20 protein-coding genes and 1 other annotated feature are annotated in these 22,423 nt (G+C 52.9%); of the genes, 13 read left to right on the forward strand and 7 right to left on the reverse strand.

The features are described from left to right. The first annotated feature begins 151 nt into the window (after positions 1–151). Both I2G69_RS04910 and I2G69_RS04915 read left to right on the forward strand, forming a co-directional pair. A complete protein-coding gene (locus I2G69_RS04910) occupies positions 152–1,573 on the forward strand; it encodes an NAD(P)/FAD-dependent oxidoreductase (RefSeq protein ID WP_087233251.1) in 1,422 nt (473 codons plus the stop codon). 79 nt (positions 1,574–1,652) lie between these two features. Beyond that, positions 1,653–2,666, forward strand: a complete 1,014-nt coding sequence (locus I2G69_RS04915) for a hypothetical protein (protein WP_191405598.1) — start codon at positions 1,653–1,655, stop codon at positions 2,664–2,666. 61 nt (positions 2,667–2,727) lie between these two features. On the opposite strand, the gene I2G69_RS04920 is transcribed toward I2G69_RS04915, so the two are convergent. Continuing rightward, a complete protein-coding gene (locus tag I2G69_RS04920) occupies positions 2,728–3,558 on the reverse strand; it encodes a MerR family transcriptional regulator (RefSeq protein ID WP_191405599.1) in 831 nt (276 codons plus the stop codon). A gap of 88 nt (positions 3,559–3,646) precedes the next feature. Here I2G69_RS04920 and I2G69_RS04925 point away from each other — a divergent pair, with 88 nt between their 5' ends. Further along, positions 3,647–5,029, forward strand: a complete 1,383-nt coding sequence (locus I2G69_RS04925; RefSeq protein WP_191405600.1) for an MATE family efflux transporter — start codon at positions 3,647–3,649, stop codon at positions 5,027–5,029. Between the two features lie 86 nt (positions 5,030–5,115). Here I2G69_RS04925 and I2G69_RS04930 read toward each other — a convergent pair whose 3' ends face one another. From I2G69_RS04930 to I2G69_RS04950, 5 genes are all read right to left on the reverse strand, one after another. Next, positions 5,116–5,412: a hypothetical protein gene (locus I2G69_RS04930; RefSeq protein ID WP_191362792.1), complete on the reverse strand. Its 297-nt coding sequence runs from the start codon at positions 5,410–5,412 to the stop codon at positions 5,116–5,118. Positions 5,413–5,461: 49 nt separating this feature from the next. Next, positions 5,462–5,710 carry an IreB family regulatory phosphoprotein gene (locus I2G69_RS04935; RefSeq protein WP_054322992.1) on the reverse strand — a complete coding sequence of 83 codons (249 nt, stop codon included), beginning with the start codon at positions 5,708–5,710 and terminating at the stop codon, positions 5,462–5,464. Between the two features lie 257 nt (positions 5,711–5,967). Continuing rightward, positions 5,968–8,352, reverse strand: a complete 2,385-nt coding sequence (pheT, locus tag I2G69_RS04940) for a phenylalanine--tRNA ligase subunit beta (protein WP_195560331.1) — start codon at positions 8,350–8,352, stop codon at positions 5,968–5,970. Between the two features lie 36 nt (positions 8,353–8,388). Next, positions 8,389–9,411, reverse strand: coding sequence for a phenylalanine--tRNA ligase subunit alpha (gene pheS / locus I2G69_RS04945; protein ID WP_087233264.1), 1,023 nt, complete (start codon positions 9,409–9,411; stop codon positions 8,389–8,391). A 73-nt stretch (positions 9,412–9,484) separates the two neighbouring features. Then, positions 9,485–9,719, reverse strand: a binding site (T-box leader). A 21-nt stretch (positions 9,720–9,740) separates the two neighbouring features. Beyond that, positions 9,741–10,772, reverse strand: a complete 1,032-nt coding sequence (locus I2G69_RS04950; RefSeq protein WP_191362795.1) for a LacI family DNA-binding transcriptional regulator — start codon at positions 10,770–10,772, stop codon at positions 9,741–9,743. A gap of 465 nt (positions 10,773–11,237) precedes the next feature. Here I2G69_RS04950 and malQ point away from each other — a divergent pair, with 465 nt between their 5' ends. The 10 genes from malQ to sigE all read left to right on the forward strand — a co-directional run bounded on the left by malQ (position 11,238) and on the right by sigE (position 20,873). After that, positions 11,238–12,734 (forward strand): 4-alpha-glucanotransferase, encoded by a 1,497-nt coding sequence (gene malQ / locus I2G69_RS04955; RefSeq protein WP_195560332.1) that lies wholly within the window; start codon positions 11,238–11,240, stop codon positions 12,732–12,734. A gap of 17 nt (positions 12,735–12,751) precedes the next feature. Next, positions 12,752–15,091, forward strand: coding sequence for a glycogen/starch/alpha-glucan phosphorylase (locus I2G69_RS04960; RefSeq protein WP_191395476.1), 2,340 nt, complete (start codon positions 12,752–12,754; stop codon positions 15,089–15,091). Positions 15,092–15,253: 162 nt separating this feature from the next. Further along, on the forward strand, positions 15,254–15,637 hold the full coding sequence (gene acpS, locus I2G69_RS04965) for a holo-ACP synthase (RefSeq protein WP_087233276.1): 384 nt from the start codon (positions 15,254–15,256) through the stop codon (positions 15,635–15,637). A 57-nt stretch (positions 15,638–15,694) separates the two neighbouring features. Further along, entirely contained in the window at positions 15,695–17,230 is a 1,536-nt protein-coding gene (locus tag I2G69_RS04970; protein WP_195560333.1) for an NAD(P)H-hydrate dehydratase, read from the forward strand. Positions 17,231–17,245: 15 nt separating this feature from the next. Further along, entirely contained in the window at positions 17,246–17,773 is a 528-nt protein-coding gene (locus tag I2G69_RS04975) for a hypothetical protein (protein ID WP_195560334.1), read from the forward strand. A gap of 212 nt (positions 17,774–17,985) precedes the next feature. Further along, positions 17,986–18,396: a type II toxin-antitoxin system PemK/MazF family toxin gene (locus I2G69_RS04980; RefSeq protein WP_207738202.1), complete on the forward strand. Its 411-nt coding sequence runs from the start codon at positions 17,986–17,988 to the stop codon at positions 18,394–18,396. A gap of 207 nt (positions 18,397–18,603) precedes the next feature. Then, the gene (locus tag I2G69_RS04985) at positions 18,604–18,786 is read left to right on the forward strand and encodes a spore coat protein (RefSeq protein WP_087233288.1); all 183 of its coding nucleotides are present in this window, start codon (positions 18,604–18,606) and stop codon (positions 18,784–18,786) included. 13 nt (positions 18,787–18,799) lie between these two features. Then, a complete protein-coding gene (locus I2G69_RS04990) occupies positions 18,800–19,063 on the forward strand; it encodes a spore coat protein (RefSeq protein WP_087233291.1) in 264 nt (87 codons plus the stop codon). Between the two features lie 170 nt (positions 19,064–19,233). After that, the gene (locus I2G69_RS04995) at positions 19,234–20,061 is read left to right on the forward strand and encodes a sigma-E processing peptidase SpoIIGA (RefSeq protein ID WP_191405313.1); all 828 of its coding nucleotides are present in this window, start codon (positions 19,234–19,236) and stop codon (positions 20,059–20,061) included. Between the two features lie 107 nt (positions 20,062–20,168). Next, positions 20,169–20,873, forward strand: coding sequence for an RNA polymerase sporulation sigma factor SigE (sigE, locus tag I2G69_RS05000; protein WP_442856116.1), 705 nt, complete (start codon positions 20,169–20,171; stop codon positions 20,871–20,873). A gap of 71 nt (positions 20,874–20,944) precedes the next feature. On the opposite strand, the gene I2G69_RS05005 is transcribed toward sigE, so the two are convergent. Continuing rightward, positions 20,945–22,255, reverse strand: a complete 1,311-nt coding sequence (locus I2G69_RS05005) for an alpha-amylase family glycosyl hydrolase (protein WP_195560335.1) — start codon at positions 22,253–22,255, stop codon at positions 20,945–20,947. Positions 22,256–22,423: the final 168 nt, after the last annotated feature.

A 22,423-nucleotide genomic window follows, 5' to 3' on the forward strand; every position in this document is an offset into this window, starting at 1 on the left:
CTTGTTTTGATGGATTAGAAATAGCGTTAACTTAAAATGATACATACTGTTATGGATAATCTTCAAAATGCTTGACAGAATGAGAAAGACGTGCTTATAATGCCAATGTTTTGCCTATGCATAGACCAATCGGAATGAGGTTGATGATTTGATGTATGATTATGATTTATTGATTATTGGGGCTGGCCCTGCGGGAATTTTTACAGCATTGGAGATGAACCGCCTTGCACCCGAAAAGAAGGTGCTGGTGGTGGATTCTGGAAGCAGCATCGACCACCGGGCTTGCCCGGCCCGCACCAGTGGGCAATGCGCACACTGCAAGACATGCAGCATCATGAATGGATGGGCAGGCGCCGGCGCGTTTTCCGATGGAAAGCTTTCCCTCTCGGAGGAAGTGGGCGGCAACCTGACCGACTATCTTCCGGTGGATACCGTCCGCCAGCTCATTCATTATGCGGATGAGATTTACCTGCAATTCGGTGCTCCAAAAAAGATTTACGGAAAGAGCGATAAGTTTGCGGAAGAACTCGCCTACGAAGCGCACAAGGAGAACATCCAGTTGATCCCTTGCCCAGTCCGTCATATGGGCACGGAATACTCGTTTGAAGTCCTGCGCGCGATGTATCAATATCTCGCCGCTTGCCCGAATTTTACCTTTTGGGAGCATACGACGGCGGAGACGCTGCTGGTCGAAGAGGGAACCGTGCAGGGAGCGTGGCTGACAAATTCCAAAGGGGAACGAAAGCTTGTGCGGGCGCCCTATGTGATTGCGGCCCCGGGACGCGGCGGTGCGGACTGGTTGCACGGCATCGCTCAGCAGAATGGACTTTCCACCAAAAACAATGCAGTAGACATCGGCGTGCGCGTGGAAGTGCCGAATGCGGTGATGGATCGCCTGACCACCCATTTATACGAGGCGAAGCTCGTTTATTACTCAGATACGTTTGAAAACAAGGTGCGCACTTTCTGCATGAATCCCGGCGGGATTGTCAGCGAGGAGCACTACGACGGAGAGGACGGCGGGATCGCGGTCGTCAATGGCCATTCCTATGCGGATGAGGATAAGCGGACGGAGAACACCAATTTTGCCATGTTGGTTTCCACCGAGTTTACCGAGCCGTTTCACCAGCCGATCGAATACGGCCGCTATATTGCCCAGCTTGGAAACATGCTGACGGGCGGGGGAATTATGGTGCAGCGTTTGGGAGACCTGCTGAAGGGCAGGCGGACGGACGTCTCGCGTTTGAAAAAATCCACGACCATACCCACCCTGAAAAATGCGGTGCCTGGCGACCTCTCCTTTGTCCTGCCGCACCGCCACCTGACCAGCATCGTGGAGGCGCTGCGTGCGTTTGATAAACTGGCGCCGGGATTGTATTCGAAAAACACGCTGCTTTATGGGGTGGAAGTCAAGTTTTATTCCTCCAAAATTGCAGTGCAGAGCAATTTTGAAACAGAAGTCAAGAACTTGTATGCGATTGGCGACGGGGCTGGAATCACCCGCGGCCTGATGCAGGCTTCTGTGACGGGAATAGTTGTGGCGCGCGACATCGCTGAAAAAGCCAAAGCGTAAAAGATGGATATTTCCTTTTTCCGGACCATACAATAGGAAGTGGGAAAGTTACCGTTGATGGAAGGAAAGGGGAATCTTTATGCAGAGGCAAGCGATCCACTATTTTGCGAATAGCAATAGTTCGCGCGGATATGTCAGTTTTTATGAATCCAATTTTGGCGCGCTGGAACGCGTGGTCCCGTTGCATGGCTATCCATTAAAACCCTTGGGAAATCTCTTGGAAGACATCTGCGATTGTGCGGCGGAACAGAAACGGCGAGTGGAATGGATTCACAATTGTCTGGACAATACGCCGGAGGGCATCATTTTGCCAGACCTCTCTGCGGGCGTCATCAATATCCCATTCTATGCAGAGCACAACGCTTTGAATTTGCTGGAGGATTACAATATCCGCCAGACACGAAAGGCGTTGGATGAGGCCCATGCATTGTTTGCAGCAGCGCTGCATATTCATGATGAATGGGAAAAGGTTTACATCGGGAAAATGGATTTTCGTGCGGCCGACGAACTGGCAAAGGAAACGGAAGCCAGGTTGATCGGCGACCGCCATACAGAGAAAAAGGGGCGTGCCATTGACCGCTACTTTGGAGCGGCTACAGTCAACGGATCCTTTGATTATATCGCGAATATCACGCAGTGTTTAGGGAAACGGTATTTTATCAAGGGGCGGCCCGGAACAGGAAAATCCACCTTGCTCAAGAAGCTGGTAAAAAAAGCAGTGGACGCCGGATTCGAAGCGGAAGTGTACCACTGCGCGTTTGACCCACAGAGTTTGGATATGCTGGTTGTGCGGGAGTTGGATTTCTGCATCTTTGACAGCACATCCCCACACGAATATTTCCCCTCTTTGCCAACCGACGAGATCATCGATGTATACGAGGCGGCGGTCGAGCCAGGGACGGATGAAAAGAACGCCAAAAAATTGACGCAGTTCCAGCACGATTACAAAGAGCAGGTGGGAAAGGCGACGGAAAAGCTCCGTCTGGCAAAGGAGTCGTATGACCGGGCGCAGCAGACCCATCTTTCCCGATTGGATAAAGCCGCCTGCAAGGAATCCGCCGAGCAGATCAAATCGACTCTCTTTCGAACGTAATAGAGCGATACAGATGAAAAGCGATATGTGCCGATCCAGTGGGCACATACCGCTTTTTTGCTTATTCAATAATCGGAATGGAAATTTTGGTGAGATACTCTTGAGAATCCTGGTTTGTTATTTCGTCCAAGAGGTCGTCCTCATAGGAGTACGGGACTATCGATAACTGGTGATGCCGGATATACGCAGCCAAGCGCTCGTAAGCTTCCGCCATAGAATCATAATCCCCCTTGTGGTATGCAACCACGTACGTCCCAGCCGGCCGGCAATGGAGGAACGAAGGTGGCGTGTCCTCTGAAGCCTGTGAACAGAAATAGTAGGTACAATCTGTAACGTTGCCATCCAGAAGGGCTTTCCAACGAACCACCGTGCCTATGGAATAACTCTGCATCCGATTGTTTCGATTGCATATGCTGAGATATTCCGTCAGGATAGGAAGGTATTCCTGTTCCTCCCAGTTTTGCATCGGTCGGCTCAGGGCCAACCGTCTTTCCGGCTGCTTTTCCAAGAGAATTTTGGTTTCATCCACTTGTAAAGCGTCTTGTGTGGTGGCAATTTTGGATTCCATCATGCGGTGGATCCGTTCCATGTTTTGAAGCGTTTCTTCCAGCTCTCGCTTTTGCTGTGCAAAGAGGCGGATAAACTCCTCCGGGCTGCGGCGGTCGAGATAGGATTTGATTTCCTGGATAGGAGTTCCCATCTCGCGCAGAGTGGCAATCACATTGAATGTTTCAAACTGTAGGTAGGTATAGACACGGTAGCCGTTTTCCAGGACACGCTCCGGCTGAAAAATCCCCACCCGGTCGTAGTACAAAAGCGTTTGTTTGCTGACCCCACAAAGTTTTGCAAATTCTCCCGTTGTAAAGGTCCATTTCATATTTTTCTCAAGCATTGAAAAATCCTCTTGACTATATAGTTACTATATACTTTATCATGGATTTTATCGGGTTGCAATCTAAAAAGAGAGGAGAATTTTTTCGATGAATGCGTTGGCAAGGGAATTTCGCTTTTTCTCCTTGCTGCGGTTTGCAGTGCCTACGATTGTGATGATGCTGGTTTTATCCTTTTATACAGTTGTGGACGGTATCTTTGTATCGCGCTTTGTGGGTTCAAATGCACTGTCTGCGGTCAATATTGCGATGCCATTGGTGAATATTGTTTCTGGAATTGGTGTCATGTTTGCAACCGGCGGCAGTGCGATTGTGGCAAAGGAGATGGGGGAGAATCAAGAGGACCGCGCGAGGGGACATTTTACTTTGATTGTCATTTCGTCCATCGTGGTTGGAATTCTCTTTGCCTTGGTGGGCTTTTTGTTTACAGGGCCAATCGTGCGCGCACTGGGTGCTACGGAACTTTTATATGAGGATTGCTACATCTATTCCTATATCTGCCTGTTATTTGCACCGGCCAATATCGTCAAGTGCCTGTTTGACTACTTCATGGTGACTGCTGGAAAGCCGCAGATCGGCCTGGCGAACAGTGTGCTAGGGGGAGTCATCAACATCGTTTTGGACTATGTCTTTATTGTGCCGATGGGTATGGGTGTGGCAGGCGCGGCCATCGCGACCGGCTTGGGCCAGCTCCTTCCTGCCATTGTGGGAATCCTTTATTTTGTATTTGGCACAAATATCTTACATTTCCAAAAGCCAACCTTTGAGGGGAAGATGTTGGCGCATTGCTGCGTAAACGGCGCCTCGGAGATGGTGACAAACCTTTCGATGGGAATTACCACCTTTCTGTTTAACATGGCAATGCTGCACTACCTCGGCGAAAACGGCGTGGCTGCGATCACGATCGTCCTCTATGCGCAGTTCCTGATGGTTTCCATATTCTTGGGATTTACCTCGGGCGTGGCGCCGGTCATCAGCTTCCACTATGGGGCGCAAAACTGGGAGCAGGAGCGCCGGATCATCCGCTATTGTTACACCTTTCTCATCGCTTGTTCCATCATTACACTGGCGCTGTCCATTCTCTTTGCGCCATTCCTGATGGGCATCTTTTCACCGGAGGGCACGGAGGTATACGATTTGGCGCTGCATGGCTTCTATCTTTTCGTGGGAAGCTTTTTGCCGGTTGGGATCAACATCTTTGCCTCCGGCATGTTCACGGCGTTTTCCAACGGACTGATCTCCGGACTTTTATCCCTGCTGCGCACACTTGTGTTCGTTGTGTTGGGCATTGTACTCCTGCCCTCTTTCCTGGGGTTGGACGGTGTGTGGCTGACAATTCCCGCCGCGGAGCTTGGCGCGATCATTTTCTCCTTGTTTTTTACCTGGAAATACCGCAATCGGTATGGTTACGGGGCAGGGGCGGAACGCTTGAAGAAGGAAAAAGAGGATCTGCAATCGTTACAGGAGGCTTAACAGCCCATATAGGGCAACGAAACAAAGACAAAAAGCCGGATGGAACAACAGACATTCTGTTCTCCATCCGGCTTTTATCGCCGTCATTATTCCGCCAGCGCCCTGGTAAGCCATGCATCCGCAATGTCCATTGCGAGGTAGAGCCCTTCTTTTTCGCTGGTTTTTACAATTTGCTTGCGCGTGCGGATATTGGGGTCGGTATACATCAGCTGTACGGTCACGCGGTCGGCTACGTCCATATCTTTGACTTTTTTCTTGCTCTTGATCTCAAGCTTGACTACGTATTTATCCTTCATGCTGCCGTAATAAATCACATCGCCGCACCGCACAAGCGGTTTTCCCTTATAGGTTGGAAATTTCGGCTGATCCTTCTTTTCACTCATAGCTGCAACCATCCTCTTCGATTCGTATTAATATCATTCGTACGGTGATTTATTCGCCCAGATAGGATTTCAGCAACACCTGAAGCAATTCGTCGCGGTCGATCCGGCGGATCAAGCTGCGTGCGTTGTTATGGGTTGTAATATACGTGGGATCCTCCGATAAGATATAGCCGACAAGCTGGCTGATCGGATTATATCCCTTCTCTTTAAGGGCGTCGTACACGATGGTGAGGATCTGTTTGATGTCGTCCTCCCGATTCTGGCCTAGAGAAAAGGTCATCGTCTTATCGTCAAACATGGAAACACCTCCAATGGTTCATACTTCATCCTTGCATAAAATGGGGATTTTATACAACGTGCACCGAAAACACAATGATATTTATAATATATAATACCGCATATAGACCATAATTTCAAGAAGAAATTTATGAACAATTGCCGAATCCAGGACGGACCGGTGTGAGGGGAAACATCCATATGCGTTTTCAGAAGAGGAAATAAAAAGCAAAGAGCCATGCAAAATTTGCATGGCCCTCTTCCAACGTATTTGCAACATTAGGAACGCAAAACCGCGCCGACCTTTTCCAACTCTTCCATGACTTTTTTCATCACACGGTTGGTCTGCTCGTCGGTCAGGGTGCTGTCGCTCGAACGCAGGACGATGTTAAACGCCACGCTCTTTTTGCCAGCTTCAATCTGCGCGCCCTTGTAGACATCGAACAGCTTGATCTTCTCCAGCAGGTTTCCTGCACCGCGCACGATGGCCTTTTCCAGATCCAATACCGGGATGGCGTCGTCGCACAGGAGGGCCAAGTCGCGTGTGACTGCCGGGAACTTCGGCAGGGGCGTGTAGGTTTTGTCCGTCTTAGCATTGGCAAACAGCATGTCCACATCCAGGGTGAAGCAATATACGCGCTCATCAATCCCATAGTTTTCCGCCACTTCGGGGTGGATTTCACCGATCACGCCCAGGCGCTGTCCGCCGATGGTGAGCACCGCGCAGCGGCCGGGATGGTAACTGTATTCCTCGGAAGAAGCGGCGATGTCATAATTCGTAACGGAGAGCTTTTCCAAAAGCTGTTCCGCCATGCCCTTGACGGTGAAGAAATCTGCGTTGTTGCCGTACATGCCAACCACCAGGGTCGCCTTTTCAACCGGCAATTTGTCCTCCGTTGTGGGGATGTATTCGCTGGCCAGCTCGAAGAGGCACGCGGCCTCGTTGCGGTTGTTGTAGTTGCGGGAGAGGACCTCCAACATGGACGGGAGCGCAACGGTGCGCATGATGCTGGTGTCTTCGCCGAGCGGGTTGGAAATCACAATGGATTTGCGCAGCGGGCTGTCCGCAGGCATCCGGATCTTATCGTAATATTTGGGGCTGATGAACGAATACGTCATGATCTCGCTGGCACCCAAAGCAAACATGGTGTCGCTGATTTTGGAGAGGAACTTCTGACGCGGCGTATATTTACCCTGCGCACCGCCGTTCAGCGAGGTGCCGGGGACCTTATTATAGCCATAGAAGCGCACAATCTCTTCCGCAATATCCGCCTTGTGTTCCAGGTCGGGCCGGAAGGTGGGTACCAAAATGTCGTCGCCATCAAACTGGCAATCGAGCTTTGTCAATGTCGCCTTCATTTCGTCGGCGGAAAGGTTCGTGTCCAGGAAACGGTTGATCCAATCCACATCCAGATGGATTCTGTGGCGCTCTTTGGAGGAATGGTCATCGACGATCACGCCGTCCATGACGTCGCCGGCATCGAGCATCTCCACCAATTCGCAGGCGCGCTCCAATGCAGGCAGGCAGTTGTTGGGGTCCAGCCCCTTCTCGTAACGGGCGGATGCGTCTGTACGCATGCCCTGGTCGCGCGCCGTCGTGCGCACGGAAGAGCCGTTGAAGCAGGCGGATTCAAACACAATCGTAGTGGTGTCGTCCATGATGCCGCTGTATTCGCCGCCCATGACGCCCGCAATGGCAATCGGCTTATGCGCGTCTGCGATGACAAGCTGCTTCTCTGTGAGCTTGCGGTCCACGCCATCCAAGGTGGTGATCGTTTCGCCTGCTTTAGCGCGGCGTACGCGGATGGTCGCATCGTCTACATAGCGCAGGTCAAAGGCGTGCATCGGCTGGCCATATTCGAGCATCACATAGTTGGTGATGTCCACGATGTTGTTGATGGGACGGACACCCATGGCGCGCAGACGCTCGCGCATCCAGCGCGGCGAGGGCTTCACGCGCACATTTTTGACCACTTTCGCCGAATAGATATAGCACAGGTCCGGCTCTTCAATTTTGACGTCCAAAAGCGGCGTGCAATCGCCATGGCCGCCCTTGACAACGGGGGTGTGCAGGTGCAGCTCTTTATCAAAGGTGGCGGCAGCTTCGCGCGCCAGACCAATCACGGAGAAGCAGTCCGGGCGATTGGAGGTGATTTCGAATTCCACCTTGGTGTCGTCAAAGCCAATGGCCTCGCAGATCGGCTTGCCGAGCGTATGGTCGCAGTCATCGCCCAGCACAAAGATCCCGTCCTCGATGGCGTTGGGGAAGTCGTGCTGCGTCAGCCCCAGTTCGCCCAGGGAACAGAGCATTCCGTTGCTCTCCACGCCGCGCAGCTTGCCTTTTTTGATCTTCTTACCGCCCGGCAGCATGGAATTGTGCAGCGCCACCGGGACAAAGTCGTTCTCCTGCAAATTCTGTGCGCCGGTGACAATTTGCAGCGGTTCACCTGCGCCGACGTCGATCTGGCAGATCCAGAGGTGGTCGGAATCCGGATGCCTTTCCAGCTTGAGCACCTGCCCAACCACGACGTTTTCAATCTCGCTGCCTTCTTTTTCCCAGCCCTCTACTTTAGAGCCGCTCATGGTGATCGCTTCGGTGAATGCCCGCATCGGCATTTCATCGAGCGTTACAAATTCTTTCAGCCATCTCATTGAAAGATTCATCGTTCTTTACCACGCTTTCTATATCATCTCAAGTCATCAACCGAACTGTTTGAGGAACCGCACGTCGTTCTCATAGAACAGGCGCAGGTCGTCGATGTTGTAGCGCCGCATGACCACGCGCTCCAGGCCCATGCCGAGCGCGAAGCCGCTGTAGACTTCCGGATCGATGCCGCAGTTGGAGAGCACCTTCGGATGCACCATACCGCAGCCGAGGATCTCGATCCAGCCCTCGCCCTTGCACAGACGGCAGCCTTCGCCGTGGCAGTTGAAGCACTGCACGTCGACTTCGGCGCTCGGTTCCGTAAAGGGGAAGTGGTGCGGGCGGAAGCGGACGACGGAATCTTCGCCGTACAGACGCTTCACGAAGGTTTCCAGCGTGCCCTTCAGATCGGCAAAGGTGATCCCTTTGTCCACCACAAGGCCCTCGATCTGATGGAAGAGCGGGGAGTGGGTCGCGTCCACTGCATCGGAGCGGTAGACACGGCCGGGGGAGATGATGCGGATCGGCGGTTTCTGCTTTTCCATGACGCGCACCTGCACCGGGGAGGTCTGTGTGCGCAGGAGGATGTTTTCGTTGATATAGAAGGTATCCTGCGTATCGCGCGCCGGATGGTCCTTCGGGATATTCAATGCCTCAAAATTATAATAATCATATTCGACTTCCGGGCCTTCTACAATGTCAAAGCCCATGCCGACAAAGATTTCCTTGATCTCGTCCAAAACAATAGAGAGCGGATGCTTCACGCCCAGCTCGCGGTGTTTGCCCGGCAGGGTTACGTCGAGGCGCTCCTCTTCCAAACGTTTCTGGGTCGCCTGCGCCTTCAGCTCCGCGGCGCGCTTCGTCAGGTCGTCTTCGATAAAAGCGCGAACCTTGTTGGCCAGCTCGCCGATGACCGGGCGCTCTTCGGGAGAGAGCTTGCCCATCTGCTTGAGGATGGAGGTTACCTCACCTTTTTTCCCAAGATACTTGACGCGCAGGCTTTCCAGCGCTTGGGAGTCGCTTGCTTCCGCCAGCTCCCGCGCCGCATTCGCGCGGATTTCCTCCAGCTTCTGCTTCATTGCGTAATCATTCCTTTCAAAACGATAAAGTATTGGGACGATAAACAAAAAACGCCTTCGCCCCTTTTCAAACATAAGGGACGAAGGCGTAAAACGCTCCGCGGTACCACCCTGATTCACATCGTTTTGCGCGATGTGCAGCTTTCCGGCCGATAACGGCGCCACCCGTCGCAGCCTACCAGAACACCTTCAGCCGCGCCGCTCCAAAGGGAACTTCCCTTTTCCCATGCACAGGCCCGCTTACAGCCGGTGGCGCGCCCTCTCTGTCTGCTGGAAGAAAAGCTACTTTCCTTTTTCCTCGCGTTATTTTTTAATATAGCATCTTTTTTTTAAAAATACAAGCTTTTTTGCGGAATTTTCGGCGCTTCTTTCTCTGGGCACGGCCCGGTGGATTCCCGGATAATCAATTCGGGCCGCAAGAGCAATTTCCCAATGCTGACGCCGCCGATCAGCTCTTCCAGGAGCATAAAAGCGCTTTTGCCGAGTGAGACGCGGTCCTGCCGGACGGTGGTGAGGGCGGGGCACAGATGCTGGGCGATGGGGAGATCGTCAAACCCGATGACGCTGACGTCCTCCGGGACGCGCTTTCCCAGCCGCTTTAGCTCTGCGATCACGCCGGAGGCGATCAAGTCGCTGGCACAGACGATCGCGGTCGCACCGTGTTCGAGAAAGTGTGCAACGTGTTGTTTGGCGCAGTCCGCGACAAACCAGCCGTTTTGGACAAGGGCGGGGTCTACTGTGAGTTTATGGCGTTCCATCGATTCCAGGAAAGCGTCGTGCCGTTCCTGCGTGACCATGCTGTTCTTTGCGCCGTTTAAGAGCGCAATGCGCTTGTGGCCGCCGTCCGCCAGCAGGCGCACGGCCAGTTCAATTCCCTCGAAGCCGTCCGTACCCACGCTTCCCACATGCCGGTTTTGGATGACATTGTCGAAGAGGACGGTTGGAACGCTTGTCTTATGGACTTGCGCTATGTAATCGTCATGCAAGGAAAATCCGAGCAAAAAAGCCCCGCAAAAGCCATTCTTGAGCATGAAGGAGTCATATTTTTCCTCCGCCTGCATATTGAGATTGGTGGGGAGCACTGTGACGTCAAAGTGACGGCGCGCGGCGGCCAACTTGAATCCAACGATGATTTCGTAGCCAAATTGGTCGATGCTGTTGTACTCCATATTTTCGATTAAAATGCAGACCTTGTGCGTCCCTTTGCGCTGGACACGTTTGACGGCATATCCCATCTCAACGGCAGTATCCAGAACAAGCTGGCGGGTTTCTTCGCTGATATCCTTGGCGCCGTTTAGCCCTTTGGAGACGGTGCTGGTCGCAATACCAAGTTTCTTTGCAATGTCTTTGATGGTTGCCACGACGGTACCTCCTGAAGAATGAAGCCAAATATCGGTTGCGCCGGCCTATGCAGCAGGAATTCCGAATAGGAGAGCGGCGCAATTATAAAAGATTCTGCAGCAAGGCAGATTGTGTGATGGAATCGGACACAAAAAACGCTTAGTTTTTAGTATATCCTGCCAAACGCTGGGTTGCAAGTGCTTTTTCAGAAGCACTATTTGACGGGTGGGAGGGAGCATTGGAAAATCGTTTCCGATGTTTCCAAGAAGATTTGGTTCTGTCTACGGTTGTTCTGGAACAGCAACGGAAGGCTTTTCAAATCACAAACATTCCGCAGCAAGTCCGAAAGAGAGAATCAAACAAAAACAGCCATAATTCACAACAAATTCTAACGAAATGCCTCTATGTTAGTTGACATTACCAAGAGGATTTGGTATCATATCATGCGGTGAGATTTCGAATATTTTCGTGATTTAGGTGATTTTATGCCAAATAAGAGGAAAGAATTGCCCCGCGGAGCGGGGATTTTGCTGCCGGTCAGCAGTTTGCCGTCCCCTTATGGGATCGGCGCATTGGGAAAGGCAGCCTTTGCGTTTATCGACTTCTTAAAGGAGGCCGGGCAGAAATACTGGCAGGTGCTCCCAGTGGGGCCGACCAGTTTTGGCGACAGCCCCTATCAGTCGTTTTCTGCGTTTGCGGGCAATCCCTATTTTATCGACTTAGATACTCTGCGGGAAGAAGGCTTGCTGGAACAGGCGGAGATCGACGCCTTTGACTGGGGAGACGCCCCGGACGATGTGAATTATGCAAAGATTTATCAATCCCGGTTCCAGGTGCTGCGGTCGGCTTTTCAGAGAAGCCGCCACAGGGATACGCAGGAGTATCGGGCGTTTTGTGAAGCGCAAGCCCTATGGCTGGAGGATTATGCCCTATATATGGCGTTGAAGGATTCCTTTGAGGGCCATGAATGGCTCCGTTGGCCGGAGAAGATCCGTCTGCGCGATGCAGAAGAGGTGGAGCTCTGGTCTGGGTTGCTGGAAGAGGAGCGGGATTTCTGGAAATTCTGCCAGTATAAATTTTTTGAACAGTGGGACCGCATCCGGACATATGCCAAACAAAACGGCGTGCAGATCATCGGCGATATCCCGATCTACGTCGCGTTGGACAGCGCGGACGTGTGGGTCCATGGGGAGTTGTTCCAGTTGGATGAGCAGCGCAGGCCCACCTGCGTGGCCGGCGTTCCGCCGGATGCGTTTTCCGAGACGGGCCAGCTTTGGGGCAACCCACTCTATGACTGGGAAGAGATGGAGCGCACGGATTTTGCCTGGTGGAAAGCGCGCATGGCGCATTCCGCCCGTTTGTACGACGTGATCCGCATCGATCATTTCATCGGCACCGTGCGGTACTATGCCATCCCCTACGGGGCGACAACCGCTGCGGTGGGCGAGTGGCGGCAGGGGCCCGGCATGAAGCTTGTGAAGGCGATGGACTCCGCGGTCGGCAAGTCGAAGATCATTGCGGAAGACCTGGGGGCATTGGTCCCCGAGGTGCGCAAAGTGCTGAAACAGGCGGGATACCCCGGCATGAAAGTGATGCAGTTTGGGTTCGATTCGGATGCGCAAAACGAACACCTTCCGCACAATTATTCGCAGAACTTGGCCATTTACGGCGGCACGCATGACAATGAGACGCTGGTGGGACGTTATGTGGAGAACCTATCGAAGGATTCCCGCTATGCCATGCGCTATTTGCAGGTACATCGCCGCAAGGATATCCCCAAGGCGATGGTCGTGGCGGGCTATGCGAGCGTGGCCAATACGGTTCTCTATCAGATACAGGATCTTTTGTTCCTGCCGAACAGCGCGCGGATGAATTTCCCCTCCACGCTGGGGGGCAATTGGCGCTGGCGGTTGGTGGACGGCCAGTTGACCGTCGAGCTGGCGGACTGGCTGCGCGGGCTGACGGAGATTTATGGAAGATAACCAGGAGGATTTGAGGGATGAACACCTTTAAGTATGATATCTGTGAGGCGTTGGAGCTGGACTATGGAAAGACCATCCAAGAGGCCAGCACAGTGGAGCTGTACGACGCGGTTTCCAAAGCTATGATGAAGGCGGTCGCCGCCGATTGGAGGAAGCCTTATGAAGGCAAACAGGCGTGCTATTTTTCCGCAGAATTTCTGATTGGCCGCCTCATTTACAACAACCTGCTCAATTTGGGCTTGCTGGACCAGCTCGCGGAGCTGTTCAATGAGAATGGGATTGAGCTTTCAATCTTTGAGGACATCGAGGACCCGGCGTTGGGCAACGGTGGTTTGGGACGCTTGGCCGCCTGTTTCCTGGATTCAGCTGCCACACACAACATCCCGCTGAATGGCTACGGGATTCGCTACAAATACGGCCTGTTTAAGCAATATTTTGAGAACGGATTCCAGCGGGAGACGGCGGACGATTGGCAGCGGTTTGGCGACCCGTGGTCCATCCGGCGAGAGAGCGAAAAGGTGCTGGTCGAGTTTAAGAACCAGCAGGTATATGCGGTGCCGTACGATATGCCGGTCATTGGGTACGGCGGAAAGCGGATCAATACGCTGCGCCTCTGGCAGGCGGAACCCGTCAATGGATTCGATTTCCAGCTGTTTAACGAGCAGAAATACGACCGTGCGGTGCGGGAGCGCGACGAAGCAGAGGCGATTTCCAGCGTGCTGTATCCAAACGACGACACGGACAAAGGGAAGCGCCTGCGTTTGAAACAGCAATATTTCTTCTCCAGCGCATCCCTCCAGGATATCCTGCGCCAATACAAACAGAAGCATGGGAATGATTTCGCAGCGTTCCCGGAGGAATATGCCATCCAGTTGAACGACACCCATCCGGTGGTCTCTATCGCAGAGCTGGTGCGGCTCTTGGCGGAGGAGGGCGTCCCGTTTGGCCGCGCTTTGAAGATTGCGCGGCAGACCTTTGCCTATACCAACCACACCATCATGGCGGAGGCCCTGGAGAAGTGGGATGTGCGCCTGTTTAAGTCGGTGATCCCGCAGGTGTACCGCTATGTGGTGATGATCGATAAAGCCCTGCAAAAGGAGCTCGACGGCAAGGGGATTCAAGGGGAAGCCCAGGCGCCCTATCGGATCATCGACGGAGGGATGATCCACATGGCGCGGATGGCGATCTTTGCCACGCATTCCACCAACGGTGTGGCGAAAATCCACACGGAGATCCTCAAGAACACGGCGCTCAACGAATGGTACCGCTTGTATCCGGAGCGCTTCAACAATAAGACCAACGGCATTACCCAGCGCCGTTGGCTGGCCCTGTGCAACCAGGAGCTTTCCGGGTTTATCACCGGCAAAATCGGCAGCGGCTGGATTACGGATCTCACAAAGCTGAAGGGACTGGAAGCGTTCCAGGAGGATGCGGAGTTCTTGCGGCAATTTGCAGAGATCAAACAGATGAAAAAACAGGAGCTGGCGGCGTATGTGGAGAAGCACGACGGCGTCCGCCTGGACCCCAATTTCCTCTTCGATATTCAGGCAAAGCGCCTGCACGAATATAAGCGCCAGCTTTTGAATGCGTTTTCCATCTTGGACATCTATTTTGGCCTGAAGGATGGACGGATCAAAGATTTTTATCCGACGGTCTTCCTCTTTGGAGCAAAGGCAGCGCCGGGGTATTTCCGCGCCAAGGGCGTGATCAAATACATCAATGAGATCGCCAAGCTGGTCAACCAGGATGAAGAGACCAAAGACCGCTTGCAGGTGCTGTTTGTGGCCAATTACAATGTTTCCTATGCGGAGAAATTGGTCCCCGCGGCGGATGTCTCCGAACAGATTTCCACTGCCGGGACCGAGGCTTCCGGTACGGGCAATATGAAATTTATGCTCAATGGCGCCGTGACGCTCGGAACGTATGACGGCGCGAATGTGGAGATCGTTGAACAGGCGGGCAAGGAGAACAACTATATCTTTGGCGCCAGGGTGGAGGAGCTCGGGCAGATAGAAGCGGTTTATGATCCGAAAATGGTCTATGAGGCCTATCCGCGGATCCGCAGGGTAGTGGACACCCTCGTGGACGGGACCTTCAGCGACGGTGGGACTGGGATGTTCCAGGAGCTTTACGATTCCCTGCTCAAGGGCGCAAGCTGGCATAAGCCGGACAATTACTATCTCCTGCTCGATTTCCTGCCGTATTGCGACGCAAAACTCCAGGCCAATGCCGACTATCGGGACGACCGCATGGGTTTTACCCGCAAATGTTTGATCAACACCGCAAATGCGGGGAAATTCTCCAGCGACCGCACCATCCTGGAATATGCCAAAGAGATTTGGCAGGTGGGCGAGTGATGTCTTTGGACAGCAAGGATGTTTTTCCGGCAAAATCGGACGAGATCAAAAACCAGGAATTGTAAAAAGCGCTGGAATATGGTACAATAATACAACTAGACTGTATTACCGGTGCAACCCCTGTGTTGCACCGGTTGTACGAAGATAGGCAGGGTACCGCGCATGCTCATGGTGGGGATCGATCTGATTGAGATCAAGCGAATCAAAAAATCGATGCAAAATCCGCGTTTTTGTAAAAGGGTATTTGGACCCAGCGAATGGGCCTTTTTGCAGGAGCGCGGATTTTCCGCGCAAAGTGCGGCGGCCTCTTTCTGCGCAAAAGAGGCGTTTGCAAAGGCGCTGGGAACGGGAGTGCGCGGCTTTTCCCTTGCGGAAGTGGAGTTGCTGCGCGGAAGCTTGGGGGAACCGAGCCTGCATTTAAGCGGGGCAGCACGGCGCATTGCACAAGAACGCGGCCTTACGTTTTCGGTGAGCGTGACGCACACCAAGGAGTATGCGGCGGCCGTCGTGATTGGCCAGCGCCAAGAGGATTCCTGCTGTTCATAGAGCAAAAATGCTTCTATTGTGCCCGGAGCAGTCCGGATAAAAAGGAGAGGTACATAGATGAAGGTATTGAATGCGGAACAGACCCGCAATCTGGAAAAGAACGCCGTCCGGTCGGGAATCAGCTATTTGCAGTTGATGGAAAACGCAGGCGCGGCCGCCGCGCGCTTTATCAAGAAGCGTTTCCCGGTTGACCAGAAGCACATTGTGGTGCTTTGCGGAAAGGGGAACAACGGCGGGGACGGCTTTGTCGCTGCGCGCCATCTTGCGGAACTGGGGGCAAAGGTGATTGTAGTCCTCACCGAGGGACAGCCCGGCACCGAGATCGCACAGGAGATGTTTGAAAAGCTCTCTGGCACAACGGTCAAAACAGTGAATTATCTGGAAACTCCGGAGATCATTGCGCCGATGCTTTCTTCTGCGGACTATATTGTGGATGCAATCTATGGGATTGGCTTCCACGGTTCGGTTCCGGAATATTTGCATCCGCTGTTTATCGTGGTAAAGAGCTGCACGGCGACCGTGATCTCCCTGGATATTCCCAGCGGCGTGATCTGCGACACTGGCGGGATTGAGGGAAAATGCATCCGTGCAAATTACACGGTTTCGTTTACCACCTTAAAGAACGCGCACCTCTTACAGCCCGGAAAGACGTACTGCGGGCAAGTAGCCGTGGTCCCGGTGGGCATCACGGCTGCGATGGTCAACCGCCAGCCGACCACCTTGGAGGTGACGGAGCAGAATGTGGCGCGCGCCATGGTGAAGCCGCGCAAGCCGGAGAGCAACAAGGGCAGTTATGGCCGCCTGCTTTGTGTATGCGGCAGCGTGGGCATGGCCGGCGCAGCGGTTTTGAGCGCGAAGGCAGCCATCCGCTGTGGAGCTGGGTTGGTAAACGTCGCATTGCCGTCGGCGATTTATCCCATTGTGGCGTCCCAGGTGGTCGAACCGGTCTACACGCTCCTGAACCACTTGCCGAACGGTTCGCTCTCTGGGGAGAGTGAGCGCAACTTGCTGTCCTTCCTCTCGCGTTCGACGGCCTGCTTAATTGGCTGTGGACTGGGGAAATCCGCTGCTTCGGTGGCGCTGGTGACCAAGCTGCTGGCGACGGCAAAATGCCCCCTGGTGATCGACGCGGATGGCATAAATATCATCGCGGAGCATATAGATATTTTGAAAACAGCAAAGGGGCCGGTCATCATGACGCCGCATCCCGGCGAGATGGCGCGCCTTCTCAAGACCAATGTCGCGGATGTGCAGGCGCACCGCTTGGAATATGCGCGGAGCTTTGCGGCGGAACACAATGTAACCATGGTGCTCAAAGGCGCCGGGACCATTGCGGTTTCTCCGGAGGGAAAGGCGTTCCTCAATATCACAGGAAACCCCGGCATGGCAAAGGCGGGCAGCGGCGATGTGCTGGCTGGCATGATCGCTTCGTTTGTCGCCCAGGGGGTGCAGCCGTTGACAGCAGCTGCTGGCTGCGTATACCTGCATGGCATGGCCGGAGACCGCTGTGCGCAGCGGCTTTCCAAGTGCGCGATGCTCCCGTCGGACATGATTGGAAAGCTTCCGGAGCTGTTTTTAGAAATCGAACGATAGACCGGAGGGATGCCCATGCGCAGGGCAGCGCTGTTCCTACTCCCATTGCTCGCTTGTTTGCTGTCCGCTTGTACGGCTGCGGTCCAACCGCTGGAACCCGCGGACTTGGTGTTCCATTTTTCGTGTAAGGCGGAGATCACTTCGGGGGAAACGCAGGTTTCCTGTGAGGTGGACCGCACCGGGCCGGGAATCCTGCGCGTGTCCATTGTGGAACCGGACGATCTATCCGGCATGGATTACTATTGGAGCGGCGAGGGATTCAGCGTCGCCTATGCTGGGTTGGAGGCGCAGAGCGATGCTTGTACGCTTCCACAGAACAATTTTGCTTTAATTTTGCAGCAGACCTTGGATTACGCTTGCCGCCCGGATGTGCTGACCGCGGGGCAGGACGGCGTATTCAGCGGGAGCTTTGATGGATGTGACTTTTCTCTGACGGCAAACGCGGAGACGGGGCAGATCGAGTCGCTCTCCATCCCACAGAAGGAGTTTACAGCGCAGTTCCTTTACGACCCGCCAGCAGAACGGACGTTGCTTGTAAAATGAACATAGAAACATATGACCCGCTGTTCGGAGAAATCCGGGCAGCGGTTTTTGCTTTCGGCCGGCAGCTATTTTCTGCGTAAATCCCAAATTTGTTTTTGTGTCCATGGCCTTCCTCTCCTAATATTATGATAACGAGCTTGACAAGTTTTTTGGCAGAGATTTTTTGAATGCGAATAAACGTGGAACCCACTGTCAAAAATACGAATAAGCTCATGAGTGGTAATGATCCTTATATTTGGAGAGTGAAAAGCGTGAACATTAGAAGAGGCGATATTTATTATGCCGATTTGAGCCCTGTTGTCGGTTCGGAACAGGGTGGGGTGCGCCCGGTCCTAATTGTTCAAAACGATGTTGGAAACCGGTTTAGTCCGACCGTCATCGCGGCGGCCATCACCAGCCAGCGGGCAAAAGCAAACCTCCCCACGCATATTATGCTGCATTCGGAGGACACCGGGCTGGCGAAGGATTCGGTGGTCCTATTGGAGCAAGTGCGCACCATTGATAAGCATCGTTTGAAGGAGCGCATGGGACGCATCGACCGCCGTTCCATGGAACAGGTCGATCAGGCACTCAGCATCAGTTTTGGGCTGGGCGGCACCGAAACAGTTCGACGGGCTACATAGAATCTTGCGCATGGACGGCGCAAGGTAGCCCGATTAGAAAAATTTGAATCCATTCGATCGCGTATAATACCGGTACAAATATGGGAAAATAAAGGACATGCTACCGCTATTGCGAGTGGCGCCAAAAGAAGCAAGGTTCGGAAAAGAGCCGCAGAGATCGCGCTGCCAAATACTCGGCAACGCCATAAGAGAAGGGATGTGTTCCAAATGGCATTGACAGAAAAAGAACTTTCTGCCATTGAAGATCAGCTGAGCTGCGAAAAGTTGCTGATTGCGAAGTGCACGGCCTATGCACAGCAGTGCACAGACCCGGAACTCAAGCAAAAGTGCAATGCAATTGCAGGAAAGCACCAGACCCATTATGAAAAGCTCTTGAGCTTTTTGAACTAGGGAGGGATCGACGATGGCCATGCAGGAAAAAGAAGTATTCGACGATGTTTTGACATCGCAGAAGTTTATTACAGAAACGTACAACACGTACGCCAACGAATGTGCAACGCCGGATATCCGCGATGAATTCATGAACATCCTGAACGAAGAACACCAGATTCAGGCGGATGTGTTTGATGAGATGAAGAAGCGCGGTTGGTATCCGACGCCGCAGGCACAGCAGCAGAAAATTCAGCAGGCAAAGCAAAAATTTCAAAATGCAAATCCGCAGTCCTAAAAGATTGCAGCGGCAGGGCCGGTTCGAAGGGAGAACTTCGAGCCGGCCCTGCCCACGTTTCCGCCAAAGGAAATGGAAAAGCTCCCTCTGTTTTTGACAGAAATAGCAAAAACAAACCGCTATAATGAAAGAGCGCTGGAAATGACCGCCTTGGAAAGAAAAAAGGGGGGATGGGACACACGCAAACCGTTTATCTGGATGTATTGATTGGAGTAAACCTATTCATCAATTATTTTTTGCTGCTTGCGGTTGCACGCTTCTTACATATCCCGGCAAAGCGTGGACGGATGGTTGCAGGGGCTGTCTTGGGTGCCTTTTACGCTTTGAGCATCTTTCTGCCGGAGTTGCATCCGGTTCTATCCCTCCTCGTCAAACTGCTGATGTCCGCGACCATCGTTTGGCTGGCTTTCCCCATACAGAGCTGGAAAATGTTCCTGCGGGCATTGGCGGGATTTTATCTGACGAGCTTTGCATTCGCTGGTTTTATGCTCTGCCTCTGGTATTTTGTGGCGCCGCAAGGCCTTCTGATCAAAAATTCCGTTGTTTACTTTGATGTTTCTCCACTGTTTTTGCTCTGTGCAACCGTGGCCTGCTATTTCGCCATCCGGCTAGTCCAGCGGATCACTGGAAGGCAGCGCCCAGAGGCGCTGTTTTGCCCGATCACGATCCAACGAGGCGGGCAGGAAAGCCGCTGCACCGCAAAAGTGGACACGGGAAATACCCTGACCGAACCGTTTTCCGGCTTTCCGGTGGTCGTGGTGCAGGAAGAGGCGGTCCAGGCGGTGGTTCCTCAGCAGCAGGAACAGACAGCTTTCCGCCTGGTGCCCTATGGAGCGGTCGGGGGTGGGGGCGTCCTTTCCGCATTCCGGCCGGAAAAGCTGGTGATCTCCGCAGGCAAACGGGTTATAGAGACGAGAGACGTATATATCGCGGTGAGCCAAGAGCCGCTTTCCAATGGGGAGTTCCAGGCGTTGCTTCATCCGGACCTATTGTCCTGAATCCTCCTTTTGTCTAAATTTGGCCGTGGACAAAAGGATGCAGTGTTCTATGCCGAACGGCAGCGGCAAAAGGGGAGTATGTGTTTCTAAAAAAAGCAGGCAACCTGATCCAATGGTTGCGCGAAAAAGGGTCGTTCTGGTTGCTCCGATTCCGCGTGCGGGGGGAAATCCACTATATCAACGGGCCGGAGACTTTACCGCCGCCCCTCACGGCGGAGCAGGAAGCGGCCGTGATGGAAAACATCCTTGCAGGGAAGAAAAATGCCCGTGAACCGCTGATTACCCACAACCTGCGCCTGGTGGTATATATTGCAAAGAAGTTCGAATCCAGCACGGCAAATGTGGAGGATCTGATTTCCATCGGGACCATCGGCCTCATCAAAGCGGTGAATACCTTTTGCCCGGAGCGCAAGATCAAGCTGGCGACGTATGCATCCCGTTGCATTGAAAATGAGATTTTGATGTATCTACGCAAAAGTTCCCAGCAGAAAAATGAGATTTCGATCGACGATCCGCTGAATGTGGACTGGGATGGCAATGAGCTGCTTCTCTCCGATATTTTGGGCAGCGAACAGGATACCGTGAACCATGGGCTGGAGCAGGAGGTGGAGCGCGATCTGCTGCTGAATGCGGTGGATCATCTGGCGCCGCGCGAAAAAAAGATCATGCAGCTCCGGTTCGGGCTAAACCACACCAAGGAGCACACCCAGAAAGAGGTAGCCGATAGCTTGGGAATCTCACAGTCCTACATCTCGCGGTTGGAAAAACGCATCATCGAACGGCTGCGCAAAGACCTGGAACGGGTCAGCTGACAAAAAATAGGTACATAAAAACCACTCGCACCACATGAAAAATGGGTGCGAGTGGTTTTTATTTCATACCATCAATAGATTTCCCAGTATGCAGCGCTGTAGGGAGGAAGCTTGCTGCCGCCGCCGAAGTCGTGTGTTTGGCCGGTCAGCAGATCGCGGGCCCGGCCTGCGTTGGCATTGAAGTGTGCATCATAGGCCTCTCCGTCCGCATTGACCGCCACCAGCACACGCTGTCCCTCAAAGGAACGCTCAAAGATGAACTGCTTATTGGTCAGCATCAGAGATTTGAAATCGCCATAGCAAAGCGCTTTGCTTTCCTTATGCGCTTTTGCGCATGTGGCGATCCATTCGGTTAGTGCATTGCACTGCGGCGCTTCAAAGCAGGGGCGGAGGGAGTCGTCGCTGCCATGCTCTTTTTTTCCTTCAGCGCCCCATTCGCTGCCGTAGTAGATGCAGGGGATACCGGGCATGCCGAAGAGCAGCGCGTAAATGAGGGGAAGATGCTTTTCGTTGTTCAGGTTGCTTGCGATGCGGACGACGTCGTGGTTATCCACAAAGTTGAGCAAATGCTTTCCCTTGTAGAGCGTCCAGTTTTCCGGGCCGAATTGGCGCAGAAGGGAATGGCCGATCTCGAACAGGTTCATGGAATTTAAGCTCGAATAGAGCCCTTTATAGCATTCATAGTTTGTTGCGCTATGCAACATCTGGTCGTTCATAATCTGGTTGTAATCCCCGCCGAGAATTTCGCCAACCAGGAAGAAATCTGGCTTTAAGGTGTCGCAGAAGCTGCGCAGGCGGCGGAGAAAGTCGCGGTCCACGCAGTAGGCCACGTCCAACCGCAGGCCGTCGATGTCGAATTCTTCGACCCAGCTGCGAATACAGGAGAAGAGATGCTCAATCACCGCTTCATTGCGCAGATTCAATTTCACTAGCTCATAGTGGCCTTCCCAGCCCTCATACCAGAGGCCATCGTTATAACCGTCGTTCCCACCAAAGTTGATATGGAACCAATCCTTATAGGGGGAGTTTTCCCGATTCTTTAATACATCTTGGAAAGCCCAGAAACCACGCCCCACATGGTTGAATACGCCGTCGATGACCACCTTGATTCCGTTTTGGTGGAGCGCCTTGCTCACGGACGCAAAATCCTCGTTGGTACCGAGGCGGCAGTCGATTTTGCGGTAATCGCGCGTATCATAGCCGTGCGCATCGGATTCAAAAATCGGAGAGAAATATATGGCATTTGCACCGCAGTCCAAAATATGAGGAATCCAGTCCTGCACTTTTTGAATGCGCGGTGTGAGGATCCCGTCGTTTTGTTTTGGCGCCCCGCAGAAACCAAGGGGATAGATTTGATAGAAAACACTTTCGTAAGCCCACATCTGAAAAAACTCCAATCTCCGCTGAGTAAGAATAAAATAAATAAGAAAAGGAAGAAGAGAGCCCGTTTTCAGCGGCAAACAAAGCTCATATTGCACAATAAAGTAGAAAATATTTTGAATTGAACTGTCATTATTATACAATAAAATGAAACAAATGTCACGCAAAAT

This window comes from Anaeromassilibacillus sp. D41t1_190614_C2 (assembly GCF_015558525.1).
GTDB lineage: Bacteria > Bacillota > Clostridia > Oscillospirales > Acutalibacteraceae > Anaeromassilibacillus > Anaeromassilibacillus stercoravium.